Genomic DNA, 12,997 nt, shown 5'->3' on the forward strand with positions numbered 1-12,997 from the left:
CAGGCGCCAGCGGCGCCTGTCATCCTTCGAGAGTTTCAGCCTCAGGAATTACAATCCGTAATAACGGGACTTGTCCGGTCCGTTACTGGTGTATTCCGTCTTCAACTCATTGCGGTAAGATCTTTCAATCTTGCGCACGTAGGAAAGTCTGCGGACATTCTTCATAACTTCCTCGGCGCGTTCCGCATTCACATACATCACCGCATAATGCATCTTCCGCGATACATAATGCAGTGTTCCATATTTCTCCAGATTACGCGCCGCCTTAACGTCGCTAACCCATACGATATATCCTGTCCGTTCCGCAAACATTAGCTCATCCGCCTTTCTTTCTCTCCCTCTCAGAGGCGCTTATCCGCAGGAGCATTTGCCTCCGCTGCCGCATCCGCCGCCCTTAGGATTCGGGTCATTGCTTGGAACCTTGATGCTCTCCGATACAGAGAACGCAATCGCTTCCGACATGGAATGAAGAATATCATCCAGCGTCTTCTCGGCCAGCTTGAAGCGGGCAACTTCCTCGAACTGTTCAAGTTCCTGCTCCACCCGCGATACCTCATCCTTGGCCGAATGATAGTTCGGGTGGAAATGTCCGAACCGCTGTGTCTCTTCGAACAGCTCCTTCTTGTTCTGCAGCTGTTTGACCATGGCCTGGATTTCCGGGTTGCAATCTACCCGGCCTTTCCAGTATAAGTAATCCGACACTTCGGCCGATTGGTTAATCATGTCGCCTAATTCATAGGCGTATGTCAGCACTTCGGCCATATCGACCGTATTCAACTCCGCTACGCTCATGAACTTCAACTCTTTTCTACGTTAATGTTCTACCGTAAACAGTAGACTACCTTATCATAACATAACCACTTGCTCCAGCAGAAGAAGAATTTCTCAGCTCCGCAGGAATCAGCAGCTTCATTTCATCCCAATCTCCCGGGTCCAGTTCCATTTCCGCATCACGGATCTGTGAATCGGAATCCAGCAGGCATCCGGAGACTCTCCATGGATGTCCGCTGATCCGCCCGGGAATAAAGTCGCAAACTTCATCTCTTATGGAAAGCCGGACTTTAATCCCCCACTTCAGCGCCTGCTCCATCACCTTTTGGGCCGTGGAACCGTGATACTTCCGCCATTCCTTGATCCACATTTGCGGAACGTTTTCTTCACCGGTCCAAATACTCTCTTCCACTTCAGCTGAGGACAGCGGTAAAGGCTGATAAACAGCTTCCCCGCCAAGGATTCCCCGCTTGGGGTCCGGAGCCGGGAGAACGAAGTCAGCCAATGGCAGGCAGGGATCGCCTAGATCAAATAGTTTTTGCTTCGCGCTGCCTTCCCTGCCGCCGATGATTCGCGGCGGGGCCATTCCGGCTGCTGCAAGCTCCTTGCGCACCTGCTCCACCTGATCTCTCTGCACGATAAAATGAAGCGGGCCTACACGGGTGAGGCTGCCGCCAAGCCGGGGATGGGCGGCAATATCTGCTCCATCCGCCTCACTGTTGCAGGACAGCAGAATCACCTCGGAGAATGCCGTCCGGCCAATCCCCTTTGCCCACTGTCTTAAAGATAGGGCCACCTGTTCCGGCAATCCCCCTTGTGCATGGGCAGCCAGCCAGGAAATCGCCGTCTCTGGCAACAGCCCCTGTTCAGCGGCATGCTCCAGCCTTTCCCGGGTCAGCCTGAAGCTCCATAGATCATCACTATGCAGCAGCTCCGCGCAACCGCCAAGCGTCCAGCGGATAGTGTATGGTACTTCCGGCGGCACCAGCACCTCGAAATCCGGCTGAACGATAAACGACTGAAGGGTGGAGTCTTGTAATATCCGCTTCTCCACGGGCGCTGGAGCATTCAGGTCTTCCACTGTCCCGCAGCCGGGAGCTGGCCTATCCGCAGTGAACAGGTTCACGCAGCTGTCTCCTGCTCCCCCGCCTGGATCGGGCGAAGGCTTGGAGTCCGTCCAGCGGAAGCACCAGTCCCCGTAATCACTATACCCCAGCTCGCACCAGCCAAACCCGGCCAGACAGCTAAACCATGCCAGACAGGAGGCTTCCACTCCTGTTTCAGGATAATCTGCCGCAAGATTTAACTTATGCATCCTGTCCAGAATATCAGGCAGGGAGAACCATTGACCAGGCGCGAACTCTCCAGCGGAAATACAGTATCGAAAATGCTGCCTGACTGGCTCCTGCAAGCCGTAGCGGTTCAAGATCAGGTTATACAAAATATGGCTCATCTGCGGCTCACTGAGCGCAAACCATTGATCCAGCCTTTCCATCTCCAGCATATAAGCCTCACTCTGCCGGCTGATCAGTCCAAGCATGAGCATAAGATCAACCATAACCATGGCTGTCAGAGGCTGGGGCTCAGCATAAGCATCGCCGGGAATCAAACCCCGTAAATGCTCTTCGCGCAAAGAGAGCAGTGCCGCCAGACGGCTGATATTCTTCTTGTGGATCACACCTTTGGCAGTCAGAGGTAATCCTTCATGCGCTGTGAACAGCAACGCACGAAACAGCTCACCCGGCAATCCGCTGCCTGCGGCAAGCTTAAGCATCACCCTGTCGCCTGCCACTGGCAACGGGCTCATGGAGAAGAAATGCTGGTGGATAGCTGCGAGCTGCAGCACGGGAATTTGATATAGCTTCTCCCCCCATATTTTCTGCCGCAGCTCCAGTATTCCAGCCTGACGAAGCTCCTTCAGTGCAAGCTGCTGCTCGGCGCGGCACAGGGTGGGAGGACGCAAGCTGTCTGCCTTCTCCACCGCAAAGGGCTGGGCCGCATAGACCGCGCAGATCATTTTCAGCACTTCCTGCGCTTCGGGCGATAACCCGTTCATAAAACCGCCTCCTCTTGCGTGTCCACGCCTCTGACGGCGTAATCGTAGCCTTGCTCGGTCAGAAACAGCCGCCGCCGCAGAGCAAAATCCTGTTCTCTGCTGTCCTCCGAGACAAGTGTATAGAAATACGCTTTATTCTCACCCGGCTTCGGGCGCAGAATCCGGCCCAACCGCTGGGCTTCCTCCTGCCGTGAACCAAAGGCTCCCGAAACCTCGATCGCCACCGAGGCATCCGGAAGATTCACGGCAAAATTGGCCACCTTGGAGACCACCAGCACCCGCAGCTGCCCTTCATTGAAGGCAGCATACAATTGGCTTCTTTCCCGCTGTGGCGTTTTCCCCGTGATCAAGGGCGCCTGCAGGCTTTCGGCCAGCTGCTCCAGCTGATCCAGGTATTGGCCGATGACCAGTACAGCAGCACCGGTATGGGACTTAATGATCTTAGCGGCAGCCGCTGCCTTGGCCGGATTCCCGGCAGCAAGCCGAAACTGCTCTTTTCCGCCAGCATAGATATACTTGCTCCTTAAGCCGGAGTTCATGGGTATCAACATCTCTATGCAATCCACAGCGGCGATCCAGCCCTCTTTCTCCAGCGACTTCCAGGGCAGATCATAACATTTCGGACCGATGAGGGAGAATACATCCCCTTCCCGTCCGTCTTCTCTGACAAGCGTGGCGGTAAGCCCCAGACGGCGGGTCGCCTGTATATCCGCCGTAGCCCGGAATACAGGAGCTGGAAGCAAATGGACCTCGTCATAAATGATCAGCCCCCAGTTCCGTTCATTAAACAGATTCATATGCAGAAACGGTCCGTCTTTGGCCCGGCGAAACGTCAGAATTTGATAAGTGGCCACGGTGATTGGCCGTACTTCTCTTTTCTCACCGGTATACTCCCCTACGGCATTTGCATCCAGATTCGTCCACCGCAGCAGTTCATCACGCCATTGTCCTACGGAGGTAGAGCTTGAAGTCAGAATCAGCGTCTCGCATTGCAGATCTTCCAACACAGCAAGACCTACAACCGTCTTGCCCGCCCCGCAGGGCAGAACGACAACACCGCTGCCTCCCGTGCCCCCAATCCCCCGAAACATACGGACAGCTTCCTGCTGATAATCCCGAAGTCCGAATGAGGCTCCCGGTTCCGGTTCCAGCTCCAGCCCCTCTGCTCCCCTCCAGGCTAGACTTAAAGTCTGCCCTTCACGATAACCGGCATAATCCAGCACAGGATAGCCCAGCCTGGTCAGCTCTTGCTTCAGTATTCCGCGCTGTTCAGCGGGACAGACGCTTTCCTGGGGGAGGTGCCTCCGCAGACCCAACGCCTGTAAGGATTGGTTCACTTCCAATTCATCCAGCAGTCCGGGTTGATTGGCACGTAAAATAATACATCGGGGATCCCCCGCATGAGCATACAGCTCCAAGCTGCCGTACCGGGACATCAGCTCACCAATCTCCTGCTCCAGTTCGCCAGGAACCCCCCAGCGGGAGAGCTTTTTCAGGCTGGAAATAATATTCTCCGCTGTATGACCGGAAGCGGCGGCATTCCAGAGCGACAATGGTGTAATCCGGTAGGTGTGGTAAGCGGTTGGGCTTTTGACCAGCTCCGCGTAATCCGCCAGTGCAATTCTTGCGGCCTCGAACCCGGGATGAGCGCAATCCAGCAGGATTGTCCGATCTTTCCGGGTGATGCAGGACCCTGTTCCATTCATCGAATTCCCTCCTGTGCTTATGTCATGTTCAACCTGAGTTGGGGTATGTATCCCGTATCCCACCCGCAGGATAGCGGAAAAAGCCCATCTCCGCGCCAGCGGACATGAGCTTCCCTTGTATTCTTATTCAATGCAGCTGCCGCTGCGAGATTTCGCTCAGCGCTTCTCCCGCTTCGTCCGCGAAGATACGCTTCACCGCCAAATCGCCGAGCGATACGATGCCGATCAGCTTCTTCCCCCGAACCACCGGCAGGCGGCGGACTTGTGCTGAAGCCATGAGTTCAGCCGCCTCGTCCACAGATGCAGATTCGGAAACAGTGATGACCTCTTTGCTCATCACCGTTTCCACGGAGGTTGATCCGGAATGCTTGTCCGCATAACCTCTAAGCACGAGATCCCGGTCGGTAATTACGCCAATCAATGTTTCTCCGTCATTAGAATCAACTACGGGAACAAATCCGGTGTCATAGTCTCTCATTTTGACGGCAACTTCATATACATTATCGAGCAGCGTAACTGTCGCAGTGTGCGTGGTCATTACCTCTTTGACTGTCTTCAAGAAGCCTTCCTCCTGTCATGTCGCCATGTTATACGGGAGTAGGGTTTCCTCAATGTCTTCAAATTATACGGTAAAAGATTATTCGTTCAGACAAGAATCAGCCATTGCCACCAGCAGCTTGGCTCCATGCAGCATGGCCTCTTCGTCAAAATCGAATTTGCTGTGGTGATGCGGATAAACCGCCCCTTTATCCGGATTGCCTGCGCCCACAAAGATGAAACAGCCGGGAATCTCTTTGACATAATACGAGAAATCCTCCGCCGGCATAAGCTTCTCCATAAGGATAACATCTGCGGAATCACCTAGTGCCTCAGGAGCCACCCGGAAAAAGCGGTTGAATTCCGCTTCATGATTGACCAGCGGCGGGTAACCCATGAGGTAGTCGATCTTGGATTCCGCACCATATGCTGCGGCTATAGAGGCTGTAAGCTCTTCGATTCTCCGCCGGATTAAGTAACGCGTCTCCTCATCAAACGCGCGTACTGTTCCGGTTATCCGGCAGCGTTCCGCGATGATATTCTGGGCAGAGCCTCCCTGGATCGTTCCTACGCTGACAACAGCGGGACAGAGCGGATCAACGGAACGGCTGACAATGCTTTGCAGTGCAGTGACAAGCGCTGCACCGGCCACAATGCTGTCGATGGTGCGATGGGGCATGCCGCCGTGTCCGCCTTTGCCGGTAATATCTATAAAAAACTCATCCGCAGAAGCCATTAGCGGTCCGGGGGCACTGCCGATGGTGCCCAGTGGAAGCGGAGTCCACAGATGCAGCCCATAGATAGCGTCCGCCCCCTCCAGCACCCCTTCGGCAATCATGCCCTGCGCTCCGCCGGGGCAAATTTCTTCCGCCGGCTGAAACAGAAACCGCAGTTCTCCTGTGATCTCTTCACGGCGGGTGCTGTAATACGAAGCAGCGGCGAGCAGCATGGCTGTATGACCGTCGTGGCCGCAGGCATGCATGACCCCTGTATTCTGTGAGGCATACTCGCTGCTGTTCTCCTCCGTAATATTCAGGGCATCCATATCCGCGCGCAGGACCACTGTTTTGCCTGGCCGCGTTCCCTTAAGGATTCCTGTCAGTCCATAACCGGCTCCGCTTTTTCTGACCTCAATTCCGAATTCGGCCAATCTGGCCGCTACATAAGCTGACGTCTCCTTCTCCTGGTACGACAATTCCGGATGACGGTGCAGATGGCGGCGCCATTTCACCATTTCCGGAAGCAGCTGTTCGATTGCTAACCTGTCCATATTCGCTCCATTCCCTTCTCCCGATAACCCGCTCCGGCCAAGACAGCAAGCGCTCCGCATCTTCATATCCCGGCCGCAAAGAGCTATATTTCTTTTATTGTAGCAGAAACGCAAAAAAGTGGGTATCTCCAGGCCCCGCCTGCCCTTGCGCAACCTTGGGAAACATACTATCATGAGGTAGACGTCTATAATTGCGATCAGAAATAATCATTATACTTCATAAAGGGGATATGTGCGCTATGATATTTGAGAACACGGGCCTCGTAGGATTGAAAAGCGATCTTCTCTATCTGGACGAAAGCGCGGCCAAGGCCGGGTTCATCCGCTGGCAATGGGAATACTATCGCGCCACTTACGACTGTAAGATCGAAGATCAGCAGAACGGCGGAGAATACTTCCTGCGGATCAATACGCGCGCTGTCGAGGGAAAGCTGGAGAAGCCGGATACCATACTTACCATTGAAGCCGTTTACTTGGGCAAAGCAACCTTTCCCCATGGCCTGGAGTATACATCCCCTGTGCCGCAGCCTGTACTGGACACTGCTGCCAAGCGGATACTTGAACTGAAAGAGCTGTTGGAAGCTTGAGTAGCGTAAAGGGAAAGACAACCAAAAAAGTCAGCCTGCCCAAAAGAGGAACACCCGACTTCCAACTGCTTATTCTCACTTTGCTCCTTGTCGGCTTTGGACTGGTTATGGTTTTCAGCGCCAGCTCCAGTCTCACCCTGGCCAGTCAAAAATTCGGCAATGATTCGTTGTATTTTGTAAAAAAACAAGTTGTCTTTGTCATACTGGGAATCATCGTCATGTTTACGGTCATGAATATCCATTACAGCAAATTCAAAAAGTGGTACGTGCCCATTTTCATCCTTACCTTGATTCTGCTGCTTGTAGTGGCTTTTACGGAGCGTATCAACGGTGCAAAAAGCTGGCTGAGCATCGGGAAGCTGGGCATCCAGCCTACCGAGCTGGCCAAACTCTCAATTATCCTTTATTTATCTGCACTCATTTCCAAAAAAGGCGAGCGGCTGAGGGATTTGCGCACCGGTTATATTCCGGTGATGGTCATTGTGGGAATTGTGGCCGGTCTGATTATGATGCAGCCGGATCTGGGCTCCTGTCTTATTCTGGTGGCTACCAGCGGGCTTGTCATTTATGCCGGGGGGGCCAGTATGAAGCATATTCTCGGTTCAATCGCCTTGCTAGTGCTGGGGGTTGGACTTGTCATGGGGGCAAAGACAGCAATTGATTCCTTGTCCCCGCCTACAAGTGAGAACATTGCCGCCAATGATTACAGAAAAGACCGGATTTCAGCCTTCCTGGATCCCGCTCAAGATGCTTCAGACAGCGGGTATAATATCATGCAGTCTTTGATTGCCCTCGGAGAAGGCGGAACTACAGGCTCCGGTTTTGGACAAAGCGTGCAGAAGCTTCATTACCTGCCATATCCGTATACTGACTTTATATTTGCGATAATCGGGGAGGAACTGGGGTTTGTTGGAACCTCGATCTTTCTCCTGCTATATCTGTACTTTATCTGGCGAGGCATTCTGATTGCACTCAGGTGCACCGATCCCTTCGGCACACTCGTCGGCATCGGAGTCATGGGGCTGATTGCTATCCAGGCCTTTGTCAACATCGGCGGGGTCACGAAGACGATTCCATTGACGGGAGTAACCCTGCCTTTCATCAGCTATGGCGGTTCCTCTCTGCTTGTTTCCATGCTGTGCATGGGAATCATGCTCAGCATTTCGAGAGAAACCAACCGTCCCGCCAAGGAGGAGGTCACGAAATCCGTGACCACCGTCAGAGGTGTCCGGGCCCGCTAAGGGTACATAGGAGGAATTCTTGGTTAAATCAAGTGGAAACGGCTTCTCCGTCCTCAAAAGGACGGTATCCGTTTCAGCGAGAAATAGTGGATAATTTATAGCGTGAAGCATATAAATTATTATATTTACAAAAAGGCAGTCCGGAGAGAACCTCCCGGACTGCCTTTTTGTCATGCCCCGCGACTCACTTGGAGAGACGGGAATAACCGCTTACGAAATTTCGTCATTCTTGAAGGCTACGCCTTCCACTTTGACATTAACCTCAACAATATGAAGCCCTGTCATGCTCTCCACTGCTTCGCGCACATTCTGCTGAAGCATCCGGCATACCTCGTGGATCGGAGTTTCATAGAGAACAATAATACGCAAATCAACTGCTGCTTCAAGCTGTCCCACTTCAACGGTAACACCCTTTTGCACGTTTTTACCGCTCAGACGCTTAGCCCAGCCTTCTGACAAGCCGCCTGACATGGCCGCAATTCCCGGAGTCTCCAAGGCAGCCAAGCCGGCAATTTTCGAGACGACATCATTTGATATCCGTATGTTTCCCATTTCCAATTGAAGTTGTTCCGCCATGCCATATCCCCCCTACACTCATTATCAATTATTGTAATTCGAAAACAGGCTAAAAAGCAAATGACTTTCTATCATGCCCGTTTACACACTGGATCAATTTGGTTATATTGAATTATGAATTCAACCTACATATACAAGACTGGAGTGTGCCACACTTGAAAAAATGGATTTCACCTTCGCTAATGGTCATTACTTTCCTACTTAGCGCAATTGGTCACTATGCAGATTGGGACCACACCCTTCAGTTCGTGGTATCTGCCATCGCCGTCATTTTTGTGGCAGGCTTCCTCGGAAGGGCCACAGAAAGCGTAGCCCACTACGCCGGTCAGCGGCTCGGAGGTTTTCTTAACGCAACCTTCGGCAATGCGGCCGAACTGATCATCGCCTTCTTCCTGGTCAAGGAAGGGCTGTATGACATGGTTAAAGCCTCTCTCACCGGTTCGATCATCGGTAATCTGCTGCTCGTTCTCGGGCTCAGCATCTTTGCCGGCGGCATGAAATTCAAGGTTCAGAATTTCAATGTCACGTTGGCCGGACTGAACGGTTCCTTGATGATCGTGGCCGTCATTGCTTTGTTTGTTCCCGCCATGTTCTTCAACACCCACTCCATCACGGAGAAGGACACCGATGTGCTAAGTCTTGTTGTCGCAGGGCTGCTTATCGCTGCGTATATCGCCTGGCTGGTCTTCTCCATGATAACACACAAGAAATACTTGGAGGATGTCACTGTGGACGGCGACGAAGAGCTGCCGAACGAGCACGCGCCCGCCTGGTCGAAGAACAAATCCATTCTCTATCTTGTACTGGCTACAGTGATGGTCGCTTTCGTCAGTGAATGGCTGGTGGGTACGCTAGAGACGTTAACCGAACGTTTCGGGTTCAGTGAGCTGTTCGTCGGTGCATTCCTTGTGGCGATTATCGGTAACGCCGCGGAGCACAGTGCCGCAATCATGCTGGCGATGAAGAACAAGATCGGCGCCGCCGTGGAGATCGCCGTCGGCAGCAGCCTGCAGATTGCCTTGTTCGTAGCCCCCGTTCTGATCTTTGCCAGCTACTTTATGGGCGATACGATGGATATTGTGTTCACCATCATCGAGATCGTCGCCATCGCCGTCTCAGTGTTTATCGCTAAATCGATCATACAGGACGGTGCAACCAACTGGTACGAAGGACTTCTGCTGCTCGTTGTTTATATGATTCTAGGTGTCTCTTTCTACCTGGTATAAGGTTGACGCCCCCGGAAGCTGCTACACTTCATACGAAACAAAAAACGCACATGAGCGGCCCGGCGGTCCTCATGTGCGTTTTTATAAATGGTTAGAGACTTGGCTTACAGCTCGCGCTCTTCCGCCTTCTTATTCAGAGCCTCGTACAGCACTGCCAAATTGCGTTCCAGCTCGCTCAGCACAAGCTTGCCCGTTTGCTCAGGCACCAGTCCCGCTCTGACCGCAAAATCGACCTCTTTGGAGAAGCCGTACATCTGGGTATCCAGCACTTCCTCATAGAGAGGGCAGTAACGAGTCGCCAGATTCTCCATCTGCACTTCGATGAGCTTCTGAATTTTATCGGCATCTTCTTGTAGAAGAGTAATCGCTTTAAGATTAAGCTGTTCCTGCAAATCCGATGAAGTCATGCATTTTCCCCCCCATGTCCAAAAGTTACAGCTGCAAATGCTATTTAATTTAATATTAGTCGAAATCCGAACCCAATACAAGAATTCAGTTTTTAATATATATAAAAACGTCCCACCGCAAGGGCAGGACGTCTTCGGAAATAGTAGATTACTCCGCAACAACTGTAAAATTCAAACCGTGTTTGGCAAAAACTTCACTCATTGCTTTTTTCGCTTCTTCGGCATCTGTGCCATGAACATGAAGCTCGTAGCTTTGGCTGGAGACCAGAGTAGTGAACAACCCAAGAATACTCTTAACATCAATATACTTGTTGTCCGCTTGAAGAACGATAGAAGAGTTGAACTGGCTTGCCGTTTGGGCAATATCCACGATTGCCGCATTGTTACTGGACATAGGAATCCCTCCGCAACTTGATTATGGAACAAAGTCTTTTCTAATCAATTCCATGATACATTGAATCCGCTTACTCGCGCAAGGTGTTTTCTTTTTATTACATCTTATTTCAGGTTTTCCGGGTTCAGACCTTGAAGTTCCGGAATAACGAAGATACCATCCTTGCGGATCAGCACATCATCAAAATAGATTTCTCCGCCGCCGTATTCTGGACGCTGAATCAGCACCAGATCCCAGTGAATGGACGAGCGGTTGCCATTATCAGTCACATCATAAGCCTGGCCCGGGGTGAAATGCAAGCTGCCGGCGATTTTTTCATCGAACAGAATGTCCTTCATCGGATGCAGAATGTAGGGGTTAAAGCCAATGGCAAATTCACCGATATGGCGGGCGCCGTCGTCGGAATCCAGAATTTCGTTCAAGCGAACCGTATCATTGCTGGACGCTTCGACAATTTTTCCGTTCTCGAATTTGAATTTCACATTTTCAAAAGTCACGCCGTTATAAAGTGTCGCAGCGTTGTAGCTGATCGTGCCGTTGACGGAATCACGAACAGGAGCGCTGTAAACCTCGCCGTCGGGAATGTTTTTTTGGCCGGAGCATTTCTCGGCGCCGATGCCCTTAATGGAGAATGTGAGCTCTGTTCCCGGTCCCGCGATACGAACCTTATCAGTTGCACGCATCAGCTCGGCAAGCGCATCCTGTGCTTTGTCCATTTTGGCATAATCCAGGTTACACACCTCGAAGTAGAAGTCTTCGAATGCTTCCGTAGTCGTATTTGCCAGTTGGGCCATGCTCGCATTCGGATAGCGCAGAACCACCCATTTGGTGTGCTTCACGCGTTGTTCACTATGTACCGGGTGGGAATATAGGGAGTTGTACAGCTTCATATTCTCTTCCGGCACATCAGCCAGATCATTGACATTCTCTCCTGCACGGATACCGATATAACAATCCATTTGCTTCATCCGGTTCAGATCAATCTCCGCCCAGGTCTGCAGACTCTCACGGGTAGCATATTGAAGCATGCTGCGCAGAACAGTCCGGTCCGTCAGCTGCACGAATGCGTTACCTCCGGCTTTGCCGACTTCCTCCACAACAGCTTTAATTAGATCTCTTTCGCTGCCGATCATTTCAACGAGCACGTTCTCGCCCGGCTGCACATTTACGGAATACCCTACAAGGTTTGCCGCAAGCTTCTGAATTCTTGGATCCTTCATTCTTCTCTCTTCCTTCCTCATCACTAAAAATAAACATACTATTCTATTGTAGCACGCCCGCTAAAGAGCGCAAGATCTCATGGTCAGTCAGCTCTGCTTCACCGGAACCCATAAAAATCAACTTTGGTGATGTAAGTTTCTTCGGCGTCACTTCCGGCGGCAGATGGATATTTTATCTTCCGGGTCCAGGTCAGCCGCTTGGGCAGATTGCGCTTCACATCCACCTTCAGATAATACACCGATGAAATTTCGGCTTGCTCGAGCCTCTGCCGCAGCTCCTCGTCCTTCTGCTCCCATAATGCCATCATTGCCTCATTGACCTGCTTGGGCTTACCTGCGGCCTCCTGTGGCTTGCTGTCACCGGATGGGCGGATCAGCAGCATCTCTCTCTCCAGCTCGGCAGACAGCTGTTTCCTTGCCTCTCCTGGTGTCAGCTCGATCCGAAGTTCTTTGGTCCCTCTGGCGGCTCCCGCCCGCTTCGTTACCTTTTTCTCATTGCCCTCCAGTTCTTCCAGCTGAAGCAGCGGATTGAGCTCAGGAAGCGGATTACCTGCATTGGCTGCTGGAGCACCGGTCAGCATCGTCCATTCCCCGTCTTTTTTCTCCAATTGCGTGTAGTATGCCTCGGGAGTTTGTCTCTGTTCAAGCTTTTTCAGACCAGCTTTAGCTGCTGCCTTGGTCTTCCCATTCTCATCCGGCAGCAAAGTATACAGACTTACCTTGTTGTGATCTGCAACCTTCCCACCATAATAGAGCGCCGATTCCTCAACCGTCTTCCCTCCCAGCAGTAATGCAGCAGCACCTTCAAAGGATACCCCGTCTGTACCATCCATCCCGGCCAGAACAAGACTCAGTTCCTGGTCAGCCGGCTTATCCGAAATGGCACCACAGCCGCTGCATAGTAGGCAATATAAAGATAGAACTACGGCAAGGATCGCCTCCCGCCGCCATAAAAGTAATTTCATCGTGTTCAAGCCTTTCCCGGTCCAAGTGTAGTTGCTCCTAC

Annotated in this window: 14 protein-coding genes; 3 read left to right on the plus strand and 11 right to left on the minus strand. The window is 52.1% G+C overall.

The features are described 5' to 3' along the window. Positions 1-48: 48 nt before the first annotated feature. From ACQ76X_RS29735 to ACQ76X_RS29760, 6 genes are all read right to left on the minus strand, one after another. Entirely contained in the window at positions 49-312 is a 264-nt protein-coding gene (locus tag ACQ76X_RS29735; RefSeq protein WP_020432997.1) for a YlbG family protein, read from the minus strand. A 39-nt stretch (positions 313-351) separates the two neighbouring features. Beyond that, on the minus strand, positions 352-792 hold the full coding sequence (locus ACQ76X_RS29740) for a YlbF family regulator (protein ID WP_038590509.1): 441 nt from the start codon (positions 790-792) through the stop codon (positions 352-354). A 46-nt stretch (positions 793-838) separates the two neighbouring features. Further along, positions 839-2,827 (minus strand): helicase-associated domain-containing protein, encoded by a 1,989-nt coding sequence (locus tag ACQ76X_RS29745; RefSeq protein WP_438497376.1) that lies wholly within the window; start codon positions 2,825-2,827, stop codon positions 839-841. Beyond that, positions 2,824-4,533, minus strand: coding sequence for a DNA repair helicase XPB (locus ACQ76X_RS29750; RefSeq protein ID WP_438497378.1), 1,710 nt, complete (start codon positions 4,531-4,533; stop codon positions 2,824-2,826). The genes ACQ76X_RS29745 and ACQ76X_RS29750 overlap by 4 nt, the downstream gene beginning before the upstream one ends. Positions 4,534-4,660: 127 nt before the next feature. Further along, a complete protein-coding gene (locus tag ACQ76X_RS29755) occupies positions 4,661-5,092 on the minus strand; it encodes a CBS domain-containing protein (RefSeq protein ID WP_438497380.1) in 432 nt (143 codons plus the stop codon). A gap of 78 nt (positions 5,093-5,170) precedes the next feature. Next, on the minus strand, positions 5,171-6,340 hold the full coding sequence (locus ACQ76X_RS29760; protein WP_438497381.1) for a M20 family metallopeptidase: 1,170 nt from the start codon (positions 6,338-6,340) through the stop codon (positions 5,171-5,173). A gap of 239 nt (positions 6,341-6,579) precedes the next feature. On the opposite strand from ACQ76X_RS29760, the gene ACQ76X_RS29765 reads away from it, so the two are divergent. Together ACQ76X_RS29765 and ftsW are read left to right on the plus strand one after the other, a co-directional pair. Next, positions 6,580-6,927 (plus strand): YugN family protein, encoded by a 348-nt coding sequence (locus ACQ76X_RS29765; RefSeq protein ID WP_076112035.1) that lies wholly within the window; start codon positions 6,580-6,582, stop codon positions 6,925-6,927. Then, positions 6,924-8,168: a putative lipid II flippase FtsW gene (gene ftsW, locus ACQ76X_RS29770; RefSeq protein WP_076112037.1), complete on the plus strand. Its 1,245-nt coding sequence runs from the start codon at positions 6,924-6,926 to the stop codon at positions 8,166-8,168. Before ACQ76X_RS29765 ends, ftsW begins: the two co-directional genes overlap by 4 nt. 210 nt (positions 8,169-8,378) lie before the next feature. Here the strand turns inward: ftsW and ACQ76X_RS29775 are convergent, their stop codons facing one another. Then, positions 8,379-8,744 (minus strand): Asp23/Gls24 family envelope stress response protein, encoded by a 366-nt coding sequence (locus tag ACQ76X_RS29775; protein WP_019911482.1) that lies wholly within the window; start codon positions 8,742-8,744, stop codon positions 8,379-8,381. Between the two features lie 155 nt (positions 8,745-8,899). Between ACQ76X_RS29775 and cax the strand changes: the two genes are divergently transcribed. Continuing rightward, positions 8,900-9,970: a calcium/proton exchanger gene (gene cax / locus ACQ76X_RS29780; protein ID WP_076112038.1), complete on the plus strand. Its 1,071-nt coding sequence runs from the start codon at positions 8,900-8,902 to the stop codon at positions 9,968-9,970. Between the two features lie 104 nt (positions 9,971-10,074). On the opposite strand, the gene ACQ76X_RS29785 is transcribed toward cax, so the two are convergent. The 4 genes from ACQ76X_RS29785 to ACQ76X_RS29800 all read right to left on the minus strand — a co-directional run bounded on the left by ACQ76X_RS29785 (position 10,075) and on the right by ACQ76X_RS29800 (position 12,956). Beyond that, positions 10,075-10,377, minus strand: a complete 303-nt coding sequence (locus tag ACQ76X_RS29785) for a YlaN family protein (RefSeq protein ID WP_038590492.1) — start codon at positions 10,375-10,377, stop codon at positions 10,075-10,077. Between the two features lie 148 nt (positions 10,378-10,525). Next, positions 10,526-10,771, minus strand: a complete 246-nt coding sequence (locus ACQ76X_RS29790; protein ID WP_038590490.1) for an HPr family phosphocarrier protein — start codon at positions 10,769-10,771, stop codon at positions 10,526-10,528. A gap of 104 nt (positions 10,772-10,875) precedes the next feature. Next, a complete protein-coding gene (locus tag ACQ76X_RS29795) occupies positions 10,876-11,991 on the minus strand; it encodes an aminopeptidase (RefSeq protein ID WP_038590487.1) in 1,116 nt (371 codons plus the stop codon). A gap of 98 nt (positions 11,992-12,089) precedes the next feature. Beyond that, complete coding sequence (locus ACQ76X_RS29800) at positions 12,090-12,956, minus strand: hypothetical protein (RefSeq protein WP_438497384.1); 867 nt, start codon at positions 12,954-12,956, stop codon at positions 12,090-12,092. Positions 12,957-12,997 lie beyond the last annotated feature (41 nt).

This window comes from Paenibacillus sp. IHBB 3054 (assembly GCF_051594305.1).
Classification (GTDB): Bacteria; Bacillota; Bacilli; order Paenibacillales; family Paenibacillaceae; genus Paenibacillus_AQ.

Excerpts from the sequence above, each read along its gene's own strand:
- ACQ76X_RS29750 (WP_438497378.1), bottom strand. The coding sequence starts at position 4,533 with ATGAATGGAACAGGGTCCTGCATCACCCGGAAAGATCGGACAATCCTG.
- ACQ76X_RS29790 (WP_038590490.1), bottom strand. The coding sequence starts at position 10,771 with ATGTCCAGTAACAATGCGGCAATCGTGGATATTGCCCAAACGGCAAGC.
- ACQ76X_RS29795 (WP_038590487.1), bottom strand. The coding sequence starts at position 11,991 with ATGAAGGATCCAAGAATTCAGAAGCTTGCGGCAAACCTTGTAGGGTAT.
- ACQ76X_RS29735 (WP_020432997.1), bottom strand. The coding sequence starts at position 312 with ATGTTTGCGGAACGGACAGGATATATCGTATGGGTTAGCGACGTTAAG.
- ACQ76X_RS29785 (WP_038590492.1), bottom strand. The coding sequence starts at position 10,377 with ATGACTTCATCGGATTTGCAGGAACAGCTTAATCTTAAAGCGATTACT.
- ACQ76X_RS29745 (WP_438497376.1), bottom strand. The coding sequence starts at position 2,827 with ATGAACGGGTTATCGCCCGAAGCGCAGGAAGTGCTGAAAATGATCTGC.
- ACQ76X_RS29760 (WP_438497381.1), bottom strand. The coding sequence starts at position 6,340 with ATGGACAGGTTAGCAATCGAACAGCTGCTTCCGGAAATGGTGAAATGG.
- ACQ76X_RS29800 (WP_438497384.1), bottom strand. The coding sequence starts at position 12,956 with ATGAAATTACTTTTATGGCGGCGGGAGGCGATCCTTGCCGTAGTTCTA.
- ACQ76X_RS29740 (WP_038590509.1), bottom strand. The coding sequence starts at position 792 with ATGAGCGTAGCGGAGTTGAATACGGTCGATATGGCCGAAGTGCTGACA.
- ACQ76X_RS29775 (WP_019911482.1), bottom strand. The coding sequence starts at position 8,744 with ATGGCGGAACAACTTCAATTGGAAATGGGAAACATACGGATATCAAAT.
- ACQ76X_RS29765 (WP_076112035.1), top strand. The coding sequence starts at position 6,580 with ATGATATTTGAGAACACGGGCCTCGTAGGATTGAAAAGCGATCTTCTC.